The 15,256-nt window shown below is 69.2% G+C and carries 15 protein-coding genes and 1 pseudogene; 8 read left to right on the forward strand and 8 right to left on the reverse strand.

Features of this window, described 5'->3' with window-relative positions:
• Positions 1–9: 9 nt before the first annotated feature.
• From AB0L60_RS26200 to AB0L60_RS26215, 4 genes are all read left to right on the forward strand, one after another.
• Positions 10–1,368, forward strand: a complete 1,359-nt coding sequence (locus AB0L60_RS26200; RefSeq protein WP_364618565.1) for a wax ester/triacylglycerol synthase family O-acyltransferase — start codon at positions 10–12, stop codon at positions 1,366–1,368.
• Between the two features lie 205 nt (positions 1,369–1,573).
• On the forward strand, positions 1,574–2,356 hold the full coding sequence (locus AB0L60_RS26205; protein ID WP_364618568.1) for a hypothetical protein: 783 nt from the start codon (positions 1,574–1,576) through the stop codon (positions 2,354–2,356).
• Positions 2,357–2,419: 63 nt separating this feature from the next.
• Positions 2,420–3,100: a DUF4389 domain-containing protein gene (locus AB0L60_RS26210; RefSeq protein ID WP_364618571.1), complete on the forward strand. Its 681-nt coding sequence runs from the start codon at positions 2,420–2,422 to the stop codon at positions 3,098–3,100.
• Entirely contained in the window at positions 3,097–3,324 is a 228-nt protein-coding gene (locus tag AB0L60_RS26215) for a hypothetical protein (protein WP_364618574.1), read from the forward strand. The genes AB0L60_RS26210 and AB0L60_RS26215 overlap by 4 nt, the downstream gene beginning before the upstream one ends.
• A gap of 167 nt (positions 3,325–3,491) precedes the next feature.
• On the opposite strand, the pseudogene AB0L60_RS26220 reads toward AB0L60_RS26215, so the two are convergent.
• From AB0L60_RS26220 to AB0L60_RS26245, 6 genes and pseudogenes are all read right to left on the reverse strand, one after another.
• Positions 3,492–4,783: pseudogene (locus AB0L60_RS26220) on the reverse strand (erythromycin esterase family protein); the annotation flags it as partial.
• A 47-nt stretch (positions 4,784–4,830) separates the two neighbouring features.
• Positions 4,831–5,745 (reverse strand): universal stress protein, encoded by a 915-nt coding sequence (locus tag AB0L60_RS26225; protein ID WP_364618578.1) that lies wholly within the window; start codon positions 5,743–5,745, stop codon positions 4,831–4,833.
• A gap of 13 nt (positions 5,746–5,758) precedes the next feature.
• Positions 5,759–6,388, reverse strand: coding sequence for a zinc-binding dehydrogenase (locus tag AB0L60_RS26230; RefSeq protein WP_364618580.1), 630 nt, complete (start codon positions 6,386–6,388; stop codon positions 5,759–5,761).
• A 35-nt stretch (positions 6,389–6,423) separates the two neighbouring features.
• Positions 6,424–7,428 carry a hypothetical protein gene (locus tag AB0L60_RS26235; RefSeq protein ID WP_364618583.1) on the reverse strand — a complete coding sequence of 335 codons (1,005 nt, stop codon included), beginning with the start codon at positions 7,426–7,428 and terminating at the stop codon, positions 6,424–6,426.
• Between the two features lie 144 nt (positions 7,429–7,572).
• Entirely contained in the window at positions 7,573–8,574 is a 1,002-nt protein-coding gene (locus AB0L60_RS26240) for a hypothetical protein (RefSeq protein WP_364618586.1), read from the reverse strand.
• The gene (locus tag AB0L60_RS26245; protein ID WP_364618589.1) at positions 8,571–9,281 is read right to left on the reverse strand and encodes an SRPBCC family protein; all 711 of its coding nucleotides are present in this window, start codon (positions 9,279–9,281) and stop codon (positions 8,571–8,573) included. The genes AB0L60_RS26240 and AB0L60_RS26245 overlap by 4 nt, the downstream gene beginning before the upstream one ends.
• A gap of 178 nt (positions 9,282–9,459) precedes the next feature.
• On the opposite strand from AB0L60_RS26245, the gene AB0L60_RS26250 reads away from it, so the two are divergent.
• From AB0L60_RS26250 to AB0L60_RS26265, 4 genes are all read left to right on the forward strand, one after another.
• A complete protein-coding gene (locus AB0L60_RS26250) occupies positions 9,460–10,221 on the forward strand; it encodes an SDR family oxidoreductase (RefSeq protein ID WP_364618593.1) in 762 nt (253 codons plus the stop codon).
• 30 nt (positions 10,222–10,251) lie between these two features.
• Positions 10,252–10,512, forward strand: a complete 261-nt coding sequence (locus AB0L60_RS26255) for an SHOCT domain-containing protein (RefSeq protein WP_364618596.1) — start codon at positions 10,252–10,254, stop codon at positions 10,510–10,512.
• Positions 10,513–10,529: 17 nt separating this feature from the next.
• Positions 10,530–11,432 (forward strand): universal stress protein, encoded by a 903-nt coding sequence (locus tag AB0L60_RS26260; RefSeq protein WP_364618599.1) that lies wholly within the window; start codon positions 10,530–10,532, stop codon positions 11,430–11,432.
• A gap of 185 nt (positions 11,433–11,617) precedes the next feature.
• The gene (locus tag AB0L60_RS26265) at positions 11,618–13,297 is read left to right on the forward strand and encodes a SulP family inorganic anion transporter (RefSeq protein WP_364618678.1); all 1,680 of its coding nucleotides are present in this window, start codon (positions 11,618–11,620) and stop codon (positions 13,295–13,297) included.
• Positions 13,298–13,316: 19 nt separating this feature from the next.
• On the opposite strand, the gene AB0L60_RS26270 is transcribed toward AB0L60_RS26265, so the two are convergent.
• Positions 13,317–14,468: a site-2 protease family protein gene (locus AB0L60_RS26270; protein WP_364618602.1), complete on the reverse strand. Its 1,152-nt coding sequence runs from the start codon at positions 14,466–14,468 to the stop codon at positions 13,317–13,319.
• Positions 14,469–14,496: 28 nt separating this feature from the next.
• Positions 14,497–15,144, reverse strand: a complete 648-nt coding sequence (locus AB0L60_RS26275; protein ID WP_364618605.1) for a DUF2267 domain-containing protein — start codon at positions 15,142–15,144, stop codon at positions 14,497–14,499.
• Positions 15,145–15,256: the final 112 nt, after the last annotated feature.

Here is a 15,256-nt window from a genome sequence, read left to right on the forward strand (position 1 = left end):
GTGTCGGTCATGACCGAATTACAGCCGCTGGACGCGGGATTCATCGAACTGGAGGACTCCGACCGGCATGTCAGCCTCGGTATCGCCGCCGTGGCGATCCTGGCCGGTGCGCCTCCCGGTCGTGCGGAATTCGCGGCGATGCTGGCCGAGCGGGCCTCGGCCAACGACCGCCTGCGGCAGCGTGTCCGGCGTGCTCCACTGGACTTGACCGTACCGGTATGGGAGGAAGATCCGAATTTCGATCTCGCCCACCATATTCGGTGGAGCGCGCTGCCCGAACCTGCCGACGAGCCCGCCTTGCGTGAATTCGTCGCCGGTGAGCTGGTGGAGCGCCTGGACCGCGATCATCCGATGTGGGAGTGCGTCGTCATCGACCACTTCGCGGGCGGGCGCTGGGTCGTGATCGTGAAGGCGCATCACAGTCTGGTCGATGGTGTCTCCGGCGTGAACCTGTTCGAAAGCTTCTGTGATGAAACGGAAGTGGAGAGCCGGGAGAAGCCGACGCCGGACACCGATGCCGCGGGAGGCGGGAACTGGTTCGACTGGGCGGTCACCGGGCTCCGATTGCCAGTGGAGGTGCCACGCTACGCGTTGGGTCTGGTCCGCAGCCTGGTCCCGGTGGCGGCCGCTCTCGTCTCCACGCCCGCGGCCTCCTCACTCAACGGTCCGATCGGCAGGCAACGGCGCTATGCGATCGCGCGAGCCTCGCTCAGCGAGATCAGGGAGATCGGCCACGGCTTCGACGCGACGGTCAACGACGTCGTGCTGGCCGCGGTGACATCGGCGTACCGAGCCGTCCTGCTCGAGCGCGGGGAAGAACCCACCGGCAACAGCGTGCGGATCCTCGTCCCGGTGTCGATGCGCGCCGCGGATGCGAAAACGTTTCTCGACAACCGTGTCTCGGCGGTCCTGTCCCTGCTGCCCCTGCATCTCGACGACCCGGTCGAACGGCTCACCACCATCCACCGGCGGATGGCCCGGCACAAGTCGGGTGGGGCGGCGCAAGCCGAGAAGTCGCTGCTCGCCCTCGCCGGCCGGCTTCCGTTCGCGCCGGTCGCCTGGGGCATGCGGCTGTGGTCGCATCTGCCGCAGCGCGGCGTGACAGCCGTGGCGACCAATGTCCCGGGCCCGCGGCGCACCCTCACCATGCTGGGGCGCGAGGTCCTGGAGCTGATACCGGCCATTCCCATCGCCATGCGCCTGCGCACCGGCATCGCCATCCTGAGCTACCGCGATCAGCTCACCTTCGGCATCACCGGCGACTACGACTCCACTCCGGACCTCGAGGTGCTCGCCGACGGAATCCACAGCGCCATAGCCGAACTGCTCACCGCGGTGCGAGCACTGCCGCAGCGTCCGGCCGGGTAGGCCAGCGGTGTTCGGGGGCCACCGTCGGACAACCAGAGGTCCCGCTGCCCGCGGGACCAAGGTCCCGCCCACTGTGCCGCCGGCGGCGGACCGGCGGCGGCGAAAGGCCGTCGGGCGTGGGACTTCGGCTTCTGTCTCGGGTGCCCGGTCGCGGCGGACGATCGGATCGGCGAGCGGATCGACAGGCTCGCGGACGGAGGACACAGTGGTTACGAAGTACGGGAGCCACGGCATCGGGCCGGCGGTCGTGCGGCTGCCGAACAAGCTGCGACATGCGTTGGGGGAGCACAGGACACCGCCTTCGGGCCCGGTGATCGATCCGGCGGCGCCCGCGCCGGCGGTTCCGGCCGCGCGCGAGGTGCACGGACGGTGGTTCGCCATGGTGACGGCCGGAGAATTCCTGGGTTTCCTCGCGCCGGCACTCGGGGGCACGCTCATCGCACACGCGAGTGGGGCGGTGGTTGCCGCCGTCTTGCTGACAGCGGGAGCCGTCGAAGGTGCTGTTCTCGGGTACTTCCAGGCTCGGGTGTTGCGAACACTGCTGTCCTGCTTGCGAATTCGCGAATGGATGGCGGTCACCTCGGTCGGCGCGGTGGTGGCGTGGTCGATCGGTGTGCTGCCCATGCTCTACGGCGAGCGATTCGGTGCGTGGCCCGCGTGGGCACAGGTCCCGGTGGCCGTGGCGGGCTCGCTGACCGTGGTGTCCTCGATCGGCGTCGCGCAGTGGACGGTATTGCGCCGCTTCAGTGATCGGTCCGCACTGTGGATCCTGGCCAACGCGGTGGCATGGATCGGTGGTCTCATCGCCTTCACGGTGGTGGCGCCGCCGCTGTGGCAGCCGGGCCAGCCGCCGCTTCTCACCGCCGCCATCGGCGCGCTGGGCGGTGCGGCCATGGCCGCCGCCATGGCTTGGGTGACCGGCGCCTTCCTGACCCAGGTACTGGCCGACGGGCATCGCCGGACACCGCCTGCGGAGCGCCGATCCTGAAGCCCGGCAACGGATTCCACCTAGAGAACGTGCTCGACCCTTTGTTCCGAACAGGAGACAGACATGAACCCTGAACCCTCCAGCGTCCGCTCCGTCCGACTGCGCGGCGATCTGGACGAACCGCTCTCCCGCTGGATGTGGCTGGTGAAATGGATCCTCGCGATACCCCACTACATCGTGCTGCTGTTCCTGTGGATCGCCTTCTGGGTGGTCACGGTGGTGGCGTGGTTCGCGATCCTGTTCACCGGGCGCTACCCGCGCTCGCTGTTCGACTTCACCGTGGGTGTGATGCGCTGGTCCTGGCGAGTGCAGTTCTACACCTACACGGCACTGGGCACAGACAGGTATCCGCCGTTCGCCCTGCGGCAGACCGACTACCCGGCAGATCTGGAGATCGATTACCCCGAACAGCTCTCGCGCGGGCTCGCTCTCGTGAAATGGTGGCTGCTCGCCATCCCGCACTATTTGATTCTGGCTGCCATGTTCGGCGGCGGTGTGATGCTCGGCGACACGCGCGACAGCAACGCCGGCAACACGATTCCGCTGATCGGTGTGCTGGTACTGATCGCCGCGGTCGCCGTGCTGTTCACCGGCCGCTACCCGCGCGGACTGTTCGGATTCGTCCTCGGCGTGAACCGGTGGTTCTACCGAGTCCTGGCGTATTCGGCGCTGCTGACCGACGACTATCCACCCTTCCGGCTCGACCAGGGCCCGCGGGAACCAGCCGAGGATGTCGTGCCATGACAACGAGATTCCCCCGGGTGCCGGAACGCTGGGCAATCATTGCCGTGCTGCTCGCGGTCGCGGTGGTCCTGGTCGCCGCGGCGCTGGTGGCGATCCTCTGCGATCGCAATGACCAGTCCGCGCCGGCGCCGCGGGCCAACAGTGTCTCATCGGCCTCGGCCGGGCCAGGTGCGAGCACGGGCGGGTGCGGCGGCCCCCTCCACCTCGCCGACCGGTGCCGATGAGCGTATCCGGTGCCTCCGCACCGGTCGCGAGCAGCCGGTCGGCCAGGTGGGACCATCGCGGCCGGCGGCAACGGATCCCCGTGGACGGCCACGTGGCCGATATCGAGCGCTTCGGTGCCACTGGCGCTCACCGCTGAGCGACTGCCCGCAGCGGTGCGAGCACGATCTCAGAGCCCGGTGGGGTAGGTCTCCGGGGTCGTGCCCGCGCTCCGTGTGCTGTCCGGCACCAGTGGTTCGAGGGCGGTGGTGCGGTCGATGTGGATGATGGCGTCGTAGCGTTCGGCCGTCCGGGTATGGAAGTAATGGCTCTGCCGTTCGGTGCTGGGCTGGTAGATGACGCCGATGGCGCGCTCCAGCCGGGGCATGCGGAGGATCTCGGCGGCATCGCCGGGCCGGTCGGTCCGTAGATACAGCGCGGGTATCCCGATGTCGTGCAACAGCTCCTCGACGCTGCTCGGCAGCGGCTCGCGAACCGACTTGCGTTCGGCCGCACCGTCCCAGCGGCTCGCCGCGGTGACCGTGCCCGTCGCGGTGGTGAACCCGATGGTGCGGCAGTGCTCCGCGTGCCGCTCACGCACCAGCTGACCGAGCGAGAGCTGACCCTCCGCGGCCATCTCCGTGGCGCGGGCATCACCGACGTGGGAATTATGCGCCCACACCACGATTCGCGCCGGCCACCCGGGCCGGGACAGATGCTCCGCCAGGGCGTCCAGGGTGTCTGCCATGTGCCGGTCACGCAAATTCCACGAATCAACCCGGGAACCGAACATGGCCCGGTAGTACGCTTCGGCGTCGCGGACGGTCCCGGCATTGCGCAGCGCGTCGAAATGCGCCTCGCCGTCCCCGGTTTCGATCAGGTCGGCCGCACTGCGTTGCAGCTCCACCAGCTGCCGGACCACCTCGGCCTGGCAGGATTCGCCGGGCCGAACGCCGCGGCGAAACCGTAGGCCTGGCCGTCCTCTTCGGAGACGCGATCGAAACACGCGTAGCGTCGAGCGGCGCGTCGTGCGGCAGCGGGATCCACGCGCTCGAGGTAGTCGATCACTCGCTGCATCGAGCGGTGCATGGAATACAGGTCGAGGCCGTAGAACCCGGCGCACTCCTGCCCGCTGCGGCGGCGCTGGTCATTGTGCAGCCGTAGCCATTCCACGAACTCACGTACCTGCGTATTGCGCCACATCCAGGCAGGGAAACGCTCGAATCCACTGAGCGCGTGGGTGGGCGAATTGTCGGTGCCGAGACCGCGGACATATCGGTCGACGCGGTAGGCGTCGGGCCAGTCGGCTTCGCACGCCACGCCGTTGAAGCCGTGCTCGCTGATGAGCCAGCCGGTGATAGCGGCCCGGGCGGCGTAGAACTCGGCGGTGCCGTGCGAACTCTCGCCGATGAGCACGAACCGCGCATCTCCGACGAGGTCGATCAGCGCGTGTTCGGGCGGGACGCCCGCCGGCGCCTCGAGCGCGGCGGCGCGGGGGTCTGCGGCCCGTCGCGAGTGGACGAACGTCCTCAGCACATCGCCGACGTCCCCGACCGAACAAGGCGCTGGTCGGTCGGGGCGGCGCAACCGCACAGCACGACGGGACAAGGGGAGTGATGCAACAGATCCCGGCTCGTGGAGCCGAACAATGCGGCGGTCGCGGAGTTGCGGGCGCGGGTGCCGACCACCAGTAGCTGGGAGTCGCGTCCCGCCTCCGCCAGAACGGTGGCGGGTACGCCGGAAACGGTCACCGCGGTGACCTCCACGTCCGGGTGAGCCAGGCGATGCGGGGCCAGCGCACTCGTCAGGACCGCATCGTCGGCGGCCGTGTGGTCGGCTGTCGGTCCGAGCGGCGCGATCCGGTTCCCCGGCCGGCAGTGCACGGCGGTCAGCGGCACCGAGAGTGCCTCGGCGAGTTCGAATCCCAGCGCGAGGGCCGCGGTGCCGAGCGGGGTGCCGTCCACACCCACCGTGACCGGTTTCCGCCGCGGAATGCGACGGCCCGCCCTACCGCGCCATACCGCGATCGGGCACCGCGCGTGGCGCGCGACCTCCATGGTCGTCGGGCCGACCAGCCGCCCATCCCAGGCGGTCTGGGCCCCGACAACCAGGATCCGGGCGTGCGTGCTGCGCGCGATGAGGGCGGGAGCGGCCGCCTCGGGGGTGACCTCGGTGGTGACGGGCAACTCCGGTGCGCAGGAACGGACCAGTGCGACAGCGTGTTCGGCAGTCTGCGCGGCGAACTCGTGCCAGCGCACCACCCGGCCATTCAGGGGAGCGTGCCCCGGCTCGCCGTCGCCGCGGGGAAATCTCGGAGCGCAGGCGATGACGAGCGGTTCATGGATGGCGGTGGCGAGATACGCGGCCCAGCGGACGGCATTGAGTGAAACCGTCGAGCCGTCCACCCCGGCCACCACGCCGTTGCGATCATGGTGCGCGTCCATCGTTCCCTGCCTCCTACGCGGCGGTGATGACGACCTTGAGCGCTCCGGTCTCGCCGACGCGTGCGAAGGTGTCGTACGCGGAGGGGAATTCGTCCATCGTGAAGCGGTGGGTGATCATCGCGGCGGGGTCGAGCCGCCCGCTGGCCACCAGGTCGATGAGCCGGGGTGTGGAGTAGGTGTCGACCAGGCCGGTGGTGATGGTCCGGTCCCGGATCCAGATCTTCTCGAGGTGCAGGGTGGCGGGTTTGCCGTGCACGCCGATATTGGCGACGTGACCGCCCGGGCGGACGAGGTCGACTGCGGTTTCGAAGGTTTCGGCGATGCCGACCGCCTCGATGGTGACGTCCGCGCCGAGGCCGCCGGTCAGCCGTGCGATCACGTCGGCCGGATTGTCGCGGCCGCTGTCGACGATGACGTCCGCGCCCAGTTTCGCGGCGGCGTCGAGTCGGCTGCCCACGGCTTCGTGACCGAGAATCCGGCCGGGCGCGAACTCGGGGACGTCACCCCCGAGAATGTGCAGATCGGTGCCGCAGATCGTCACCGCCTCGACGCGGACGATCGCATCGGTCGGTTGGGTGATGATCGGGTCGGGAACCTCATCCCAGGATTTCTGCCCGGGTCCATGAAAAACCATTGCTCGCATGGGAATACCTCCTGTGCGCGGACATCTCGATCGGCCTAACCCTCCGGCGCTGCCGCAGTGCGTGATCGGCGGCCGTGCGTGTCGGTCGCGGCGTCGAGGGAATCGGCGAAGTCGATGAGCTGGTGGACCTGTTCGCCGTGCCGGCGCAGGAAGTCCTCGCGGGCGCGGCCGCGGCGGAACGTGAGGAAGGAGCGGCCGGTCTCGAGCTGCCAGGTGTACCAGAACAGGTAGGGGACGGTGAGGACGAAATTGGCTATGCCCCAGACGATCCAGACATCATTGTTGAACCACCCGTCCGACGGCATCACCTTCGGGAAGATGTTGTAGATCGCGATCACCAGCATGAGTACGGGCAACGTGTAGATGCGCGCCATGATGTAGAGTTCCGGGCGGCGCTTGACGAGCGGATAGATCTCCGCGACCGCGAGAATGCAGATGCTGGCGGCGAAATGCTCTTCCTGCGGGGGATATCCGCCGAAGGTGAAGCACAGATTCCAGGTGGTGTAGAGGAAGTTCCACGCCATCGTCGTGTAGGCGACGAGCTCGGCGTTGCGGCCGGGCAGCACCTCCCAGAAGCGCGGGCAGTAGGGGATCGTGAGGCACAGTCCGAGCCCGACCGCGGCGTTCCAGTAGTTGCCGATCTGGGCGTCGCGCAGGGTGGCCTCCGCGATGTTGAGGAAGAGAATCGCGTACGGGAACCATAGGAATCGCGGGTTGCGCAAGATCTCCCACACCCGTCCGGGGCGTTGCTCGGCCACGGAGATCCGCATCGCGCCGACCAGGGTGAGCGGGATCAGCACCGACAGGATCTTGGCCCAGGAGAACCAGTTGATCAGCCCGATATCGCGCCCGGGCCCCCAGATCCAGAGCGGGAACGTCAGCAGCGACAGTCCCCACACCCACATCGCGGGTCGTGGATGGGTGCGCATGTAGTCGACGATGAGCCACAGCACGCCGCAGAACACCAGCATCGAAACCGCCGTCACCCAGGTGAAGGGGGCCGGATTCCCGGACACCGCCTGCGACGCCGCACTGATCATGGTGGATACCGCCTTTCGCTGACTTCGGAGGAGTGCGATCGGGCAACCGACGAGCAGGCTGATACCGCCTATCGTGAGCCGACCGCGTGGGCAGTCGCCGGCGGGGCGTCGTGCGGCCGGGGAGCGGCGGCGCGCCCGCCTCCGTCAGCCCTGTTCGATCGTGAGGATGTCGGCCAGCGGGCGACGGGGAGTCGGCGGCAGCGGCGGTTCCCCGTCCGGTACGGTGCCGATCCGCACGACGATCTGCGGTGTGCCGGGATGCCGCAGCAGGTTGGTGAGAATGTTTCGGCCCGTGGGTAATTCGGTGATGTGGGTGAGCGCGCAGGTCGCCAGCCCCGCCACCGTGCATTCGAGCAGCAGCGCTGAGAGGGCCTCGCCCGTCGCCAGCCACTCGGGTAGGGAATCGCCCTCCGAGCTGAGCATGACCATGCCGGCGTGGTCCTCGGTCTCCGCACGCCGCATGGAGTGCGCCGCGGATGGGAAGACCCGGCCCACCCGGACCCGGGCGAATTCCGCGTCCGAGACCAGCGCCGCCGCCGGAACACCCTCGGGATCCCCGGAATGCCCTGCCCACCAGCCGATCTCGGCCTGGTACATCATGTCGTGCCGGCGCAGCGCCGCGGTCTGCTCGGACACCGCGGCCAGCCTGGCCTGTACCGCGTCGTCGAGCGTGTCCAGCTCCAGGTAGTGCGGCGAGACCAGCATGCGCAGCCGCCGCTGGAGGTCTTCCCAGTCCGCGGGCGCGCCCATCGGCAGCCGGTCGGTGTGGCGCTGCTCGATGGCGCCCGCGCGGGCCACCAAACCCGATGGAGGATCGGGCCAGGGCCGGAAGCTGATCTCGGCCAGGCGGCCGGGATCCAGTGGGTCCGGGACCCGGGTGGTGTCGGTGTGCCAGCCCTGCGCGCCGAACGCGGTCCGGACGTGGTGCAGCATGGCGCCGCAGCTGATCACCTGCTGCCGGCCGTGCGGGTCCGAGGCGATGAGCAGCCGGTCGGGATCGGTGCGCAGGTGCAGCCGTGTGCCGTCGAAGCGCCAATGCCAGGGCTGGGTGTTGTGCACGGAGGGCGCGCGCGAAGCCAGCAGCATCGCGGCCCGCAGCGTGCGGTGGTCGGGTACGGCGAGCGGGGTGGCGTTCATTGCGGTCATACTTCGAGTGTTCGCGTCGGCCAGTTTGGAACATACGGGCTTTCCGCCTGCTGACCAGGGACGTTGGTCACCAGGGCGAGCGCCGGCACGGTGCGTTCGGCCCGCTCCTTGATGCCCCGCAGCATCTTGGCCTCCATGATGAGGCTGCCGGGCTCCATGATCAGCATGTAGAAGAGCCGTTGCAGCAGACCGGCATCCGGTAGCGCGATGCGGTTGCGGCTGATCAACCGGGTGCCCTCGGCGGTCGGGTAGAGGCCGAACGCCCACACCCAGTGGTGGTCGGTCGAGGCCAGCACGAAGGCGCGTGGACGGTCCAGCACAGCCACCCGCATCGCGGGACCGGATTTGCCCATCGGCAGCACATCGTCCACCGCGAGCTGCTGATACTGCGGCAGGATCTGGTCGGCGCTGTGCATGTCCAGCCCGAGCAGGTTCTCGATCCAGTCGTAGGTGTAGGCGCCGGCCCGGCCCGGTCCCATCTGCACCAGCCACGGCCAGATCTGCTCCGGCGTGGCGGCGATGGTGATCGCACGGGTGGTGACGGTGCCGGCTTCGGCCAGCAGTCCGTCGCCGGGCATCGCTCGCCCGACTTCCTCGGCGGTCGAGCCCCAGGTCACGCACTTGGTGCGCGCGAAGAGCCGGTATCCGGCCGCCAGCCCGGTGAGGGCCGAGGCCACGCCGATCACGGTCGCCAATGGTGTCTTCACGGTTTTTCCTCTCGGTGGGACGTCGATGTCGATCCTCGGACGTCCCGCGGGATTTCCGCAGGGACCGATGGCCCGACATCCGCCCTCGGAACCGGTGACTTTCGGCCGTCTCGCCGCAGCTCGTACCCGCGGGATGCTGTGAACGAACAGCGGATTCGCACGGATCGGAGGACAGGCCATGACGGAGTTCGCGGACAGGAGCGCGCTCGTCACCGGCGGTGCGCGCGGAATCGGCGCGGCGGTGGTCGCGGAACTGGTGAAGGCGGGCTTCGGCGTCGTCGTCGCGGACCTGCGCATCGACGCCGGGACCAAGCTCGCCGAAATCCATGGGCCGCAAGCACGATTCCATCATCTCGACGTCACCGACGACGAGGAGTGGCAGCGGGTGCTGGAGAAGACCGAGCGAGAATTCGGCCCGCTGGGCGCACTGGTGAACACCGCCGAGATCCTCGACCTCGGGACCGTCGAGTCCGAGTCGCCCGCCCTGTTCCGGCATGTGCTGGACGTCAACCTCTACGGGCCCTGGCTCGGGATGCGGCTGGCCACGCCGCGCCTGCGTGCCGCGGGCGGCGGCACGATCGTCAATATCTCCTCGACCGCCGGCCTGGTGGGCTACCCGGGTATCAGCGGATACGTCGCCAGCAAGTGGGGACTGCGCGGATTGACCAAAGCCGCGGCGCTGGAACTGGGTTCGTCCGGCATTCGCGTGTGCTCGGTGCACCCCGGGCTGATCCATACGGCGATGACCATGGGCCTGGCCGAGTCGATCGCCGCCACCCAGCCGCTGCCGCGATTCGGCGACCCCGACGAGGTCGCGGCCATGGTGCGGTTCCTCGTCACGGAGGCGACCTTCTCGACCGGGTCGGAATTCGTGGTCGACGGCGGCGCGACCGCCGGTCAGGCCGGGCTGATCGAAACGTCTGGTGCAGACCAGCGGTAATGGCGACACGAAAGAACTGGAGGCATCGCCATGATGTATTGGTACGGCCACGACATGAGTGGCTGGGGCTACGCCTGGATGGGTGTGGGCATGCTGGTCTTCTGGGCCCTGCTGATCGTCGGGATCGCGTTCGCGGTCCGGTTCGCGGTATCCGATCCGGGCCGCTCGGGACGCTATGAATCCCCGTCGCCGCAGGAACTGCTGGCCCAGCGTTTCGCGCGCGGCGAGATCGACGAGACCGAATACGCCAATCGCCTTGCCGCATTGCGGGCCTCGGGCGCGGGGCTGTAGACGACAGGAGCGAGAGCATGTCGAAGATCTCCGAAACCCCTGGCGGCCAATTGAATCCGCCGGTCGTCGTGGCAACCGACGGATCGGCCGTCTCGTACCTCGCCGTGGCCTGGGCGGCCGTGGATGCGGGACTACACGGCTCGCCGCTCGAGATCATCACCTCGATGGCGGTCCCCGGCGGATGGGGACCCGGTGCGATGCTGACCAATACCGACACCGACTGGCTCCGCCTCGAGGGCGAGCGGGTGGTCACCGAAGCGAGTCGCGTGGCGCGCACCGCGGCCGTCGGCGATGGCCTGTCCATCCGCACCGATATCACCTTCGACACGGCGATTCCGTTCCTGATCGAACGGTCGCGGCACGCGCGCCTGCTGGTGGTGGGCAGCCGCGGGCGCGGCGCGATCCGGCGCGGCCTGCTCGGATCGGTGAGTACCGCGGTGACGCGGCATGCGCATTGCCCGATCGCGATCGTGCATTCGACAGCGGCGATCGACCCGGTCTCCGCGGAGCAGCCGGTACTCGTCGGCGTCGACGGCACACCCAACAGCGTGCCTGCCCTGAGGCTGGCTTTCGAGGAGGCATCCCGCCGCAAAGTCGGGCTCGATGCGCTGCACGCCTGGAGCGACACCAACCAGGCCGGGCTGCCGCTGCCGGGATGGGACGCCGTCCGCGAACGCGAAACCGAACTGCTCGCCGAACGGCTCGCCGGATTCGGTGAACACTACCCGGATGTCCAGGTCCGTCGGATCCTGGTCCGCGACCGCCCGATCCGGTCCCTGCTGGAAGCCGCGGAGAACGCCCAGCTGCTGGTGGTCGGCAGTCACGGCCGCGGCGGTTTCGCCGGCATGCTGCTCGGCTCGACCAGCAACGCGCTGCTGCACAGCGTGGAATGCCCGATGATCGTGGTGCCGACCCGCTGACCGATATGGTCCCCGCGCAGTGGTAGCTGTAGTGCCGCCCCCCGACAAGGGGGGTGCGCGCTCCAGCTGATTGCACGTTTTCTAAACTAATAACCCAGTTTATTGGTGAAGGAGAATGCTGCTGTGGACGATCAGACCACTGCGGAGGGGCCGACAGCGGTGCGGGAGCACCCGGCAACGTTGAAATCGGCTCTGGTGCAAGAACTGTGAGCGTGCGGGCACTGCTGCCGGTCTGGTCCGACTGGCGTGCGGGCGTGCGTGCCCCGGGTGCGGATCTGCTGTCCGGGCTGATCGTCGCCCTGGTCGCGCTGCCGTTGGCGCTTGGCTTCGGGATCTCCTCGGGCCTCGGCGCGGCCGCCGGCCTGGCGACCGCGGTGATCGCGGGCGCGGTTGCGGCGGTCTTCGGCGGATCGCGGTTCCAGGTGTCGGGGCCCACGGGTGCGATGACCGTGGTGTTGGTGCCGATCTTCCATCAGCACGGTGCGAGCGGGGTGCTGGCCGTGGGGCTGCTGGCCGGGCTCGTGCTGGTGGTGCTCGCGGTCGCCGGGGTCGGGCGTGCGGTGCGCTACATGCCCGCCCCGGTGATCGAGGGTTTCACCGCCGGAATCGCGGTGGTCATTGCGCTGCAACAGGTCCCGGCCGCGCTCGGTATCGCGCACGCGCACGGGGACAAGGTGTGGCAGGCTGCCGCTGACGCGGTGCGCCAGTACCTGGGGCATCTCGATCCGCTGCCGATCGTCACTGCCCTGCTGGTGGCAGCGCTCATGCTGGTCGGTGGCTGGTATCTGCCCCGCTGGCCGTTCGCGCTGCTGGCGGTGGCGCTGGCGACCGCGGCGGTGACGGTGTTCGATCTGCCGTTGGCCCGGATCGGGACCATCCCGTCGGGATTGCAGGCCCCCGACCTCGGTTTCCTTCATATCGATCAGCTGGGTTCGCTGCTGGCGCCGGCGTTGGCGGTGGCCGCGCTGGCGGCATTGGAGTCGCTGCTGTCGGCCACGGCCGCCGACGCGATGGCCGTGGGTACCCGCCACAACTCCGACCGCGAGCTGTTCGGCCAGGGCCTGGCCAATATCGCCGCACCGCTGTTCGGAGGTGTCCCGGCAACCGGCGCGATCGCGCGCACCGCGGTGAACGTCCGCTCGGGCGGTCGCACCCGGCTGGCCGCGCTCACCCACGCAATCGTGCTCGCGGGCATCGTCTTCCTGGCAGCCCCGCTGGTCGGGCAGATTCCCCTCGCCGCGCTGGCGGGGGTGCTGCTGGCGACCACGGTGCGGATGGTCGAGACGGCGTCGCTGGCGGCGATCGCCCGCGCTTCGAAGGGAGACGCGGCGATCATGGGCGTCACGTTCCTGGTCACCGTCGCCGCCGATCTGGTGACCGCGGTCGCGGTGGGCGTCGGGATCGCGGTGGTGCTCGCCTTGCGCTCGGTCGCGAAAGAGGCTCGCCTACAACAGATTCCGCTGGACGAGGGTGATCATCTGGCCGAGGAGCACGAGCTGCTCGACGAACACATCGTCGCTTACCGGCTCGACGGGCCGCTGTTCTTCGCAGGCGCGCACCGCTTCCTGCTGGAGCTGGCCGAGGTATCGGATGTGCACGTGGTGATCCTGCGCATGTCGCATGTCACCGCGCTGGACACCACCGGTGCGCTGGTGCTCAAGGACGCGATCGGCAAACTCGAACATCGCCACATCGTCGTGCTCATGTCCGGGCTTCGCCCCGATCACCAGCGCCGTCTCACCGCGATCGGGGCCCTGCCCGCGGGCGGCGCCGACCACCTTTTCACCCACACGCCCGATGCCATCACCTGTGCGCGGCAGCTCGCGCCCGCGGTGGCCGGCGACGGTCATCGAGCGGGCGCCTGACATCCTGCGCCCGCGCTGTTCAGCGCGTGTTGGTGGAGGGGCGGGCCGGAAGCCCCAGGGCGGAGCGGTTGCAGGCCAGGGCGAGGTCGGTAGCGGTCACCAGTCCGGTGAGGCGGCCGCTGTGGTCGGTGACGGCGACGGCATCGAGGTTGGGGCGCAGGACGATTCGGGAGATGACGTCGGCGAGCAGATCGTCGGAGTGAGCGATCGCGGCCGGGGGGAGCGGTCGGGCGAGGTCTGCGACCCGGAGGCCGGCGTGCGGACGCGCGCTGGTGCGCAGGAGATCGGCCCAGGCGAGGACGGCGCACGGGTGGCCGTTCTGATCGACGACCGGGAAGAGGTGGTGGTGGGTGTAGACGAGGTCGGATCGGAGGAACTGGTCCAGGGTCCATGTCGCGTCGGCCATCCGCGGCGCGGGGGTCATGACATTGCCGATGGTGGTGGCGCCCAGACGATGTCGCAGGCCCGCCATGGTCAGCTCGCTGTTGGCGGCGCTGTAGAGGAACAAGCCGAGCAGTATCAGCCACAGGCCGCTGAAGTCGCGGAACGCGATGATCTCGGCACTGCCGAGGCCGCCCAGGGTCATGCCCAGGACCTGGCCGGTGCGGGCGGCCGCGGTCGCGGCGCGCAGGCGGTCGCCGCTGCGCCACCAGATCACCGCCCGGACGACGCGTCCACCGTCGAGGGGCGCGCCTGGCAGCATATTGAACACGGCGAGAACCACATTCACGGTGGCGAGCCAGACGAGGGTTTCGGTGACCGGGCCGCCGGGGGAGAAGACCGACGACACGGCCGCCGCGCCGTAGGCCATCACGCCGAGCATCAGACTGGTGGCAGGGCCGACCAGGGCGACTCGCAGGTCGGTCCGGGCATCCTTGGGCTCGTCGGTCAGCTCGGAGGCCCCGCCGAGCAGCCACAGCACGATGCGTTCGACATGAATCCCATTGCGAGCGGCCACGATCGAATGCGCGAGCTCGTGTGCGAGCAGGCAGGCGACCAATCCGAGAGCGCCGGCGATCGCCGCGGCCCAGATGATTCCGGCGCTGGCGGTGCCACGGAGATAGGTGGCGAGGATCCACGTGAAGAGCCCTACGGTGACGGCTGCGGACCAGTGCGCGGCGATACGGATGCCGCCGATTCTTCCCAGTGGGAGCGTGGATCGGAGCTGCATGGTGTCCTCGTCTGTCGTGCCGGTCGGATCAGTGCTCGGACCCGGTCAGCCCCTGAGCGAGCAGGATGCGATGAGCCTGCTGCGCGGCCGAGAATCCGCCGTGTTCGTCCGGTCCGGCGCCGGCGGGATACTCCAGGCCACGCACGAGTGCGGTGACGGCCTCGGTGAGCGCGGTCAGACGTCGTTCGATGTCATCGGTCTGCATCTGCCCCGGCTGTGTCGAGACCGCCGCGCCCCCGGAGACCGCCGCCAGGTCGGTGCCGAGCAGGAGGAAGCGCAGCGCCACCGGGAGCTGCGCCAGCACATGGTCGAGCTGACCGGGAGAGAACAGGTCGGCGAGGGCATCGGTCACCACCCCCACCAGCGGCACGGCCTCCTCGGGACTGACGCCCGCGGCATGGGCGAACTGGGCGAGGAATGACGGCACATCGCGCGGGACCGGCACGTGGGCCGGGATCCAGCCCTCGTAGAACGTGCCGCGCAGCAGCTCGGGCAACTGGGCGCTGAGATGCGCGGTGGCATTGACGCCCAGGCGGTCGCGCACGGTGTGCAGCCATGCGCGCAGTGCGCGATGGGCGAGGATGCGATCCTCGGTGTCGATGGCCTTGGCCACGGCCGCCAGCCATTCGTGGGCGGTGTGCACGCTCGGTGCGAACGGATCGGTGTGATGGCTCATGGGACACGGCCTTCCGGGAGATGAGTAGGCACTGTGTGGTGATAGGTCGAGCCTGCGCTCCCCGCAGGCCCCACGGCAGAGGACTGGTGCCACCGCACCGACGACAGAGGTC

The organism is Nocardia sp. NPDC051981, assembly GCF_040680715.1.
Classification (GTDB): Bacteria; Actinomycetota; Actinomycetes; order Mycobacteriales; family Mycobacteriaceae; genus Nocardia.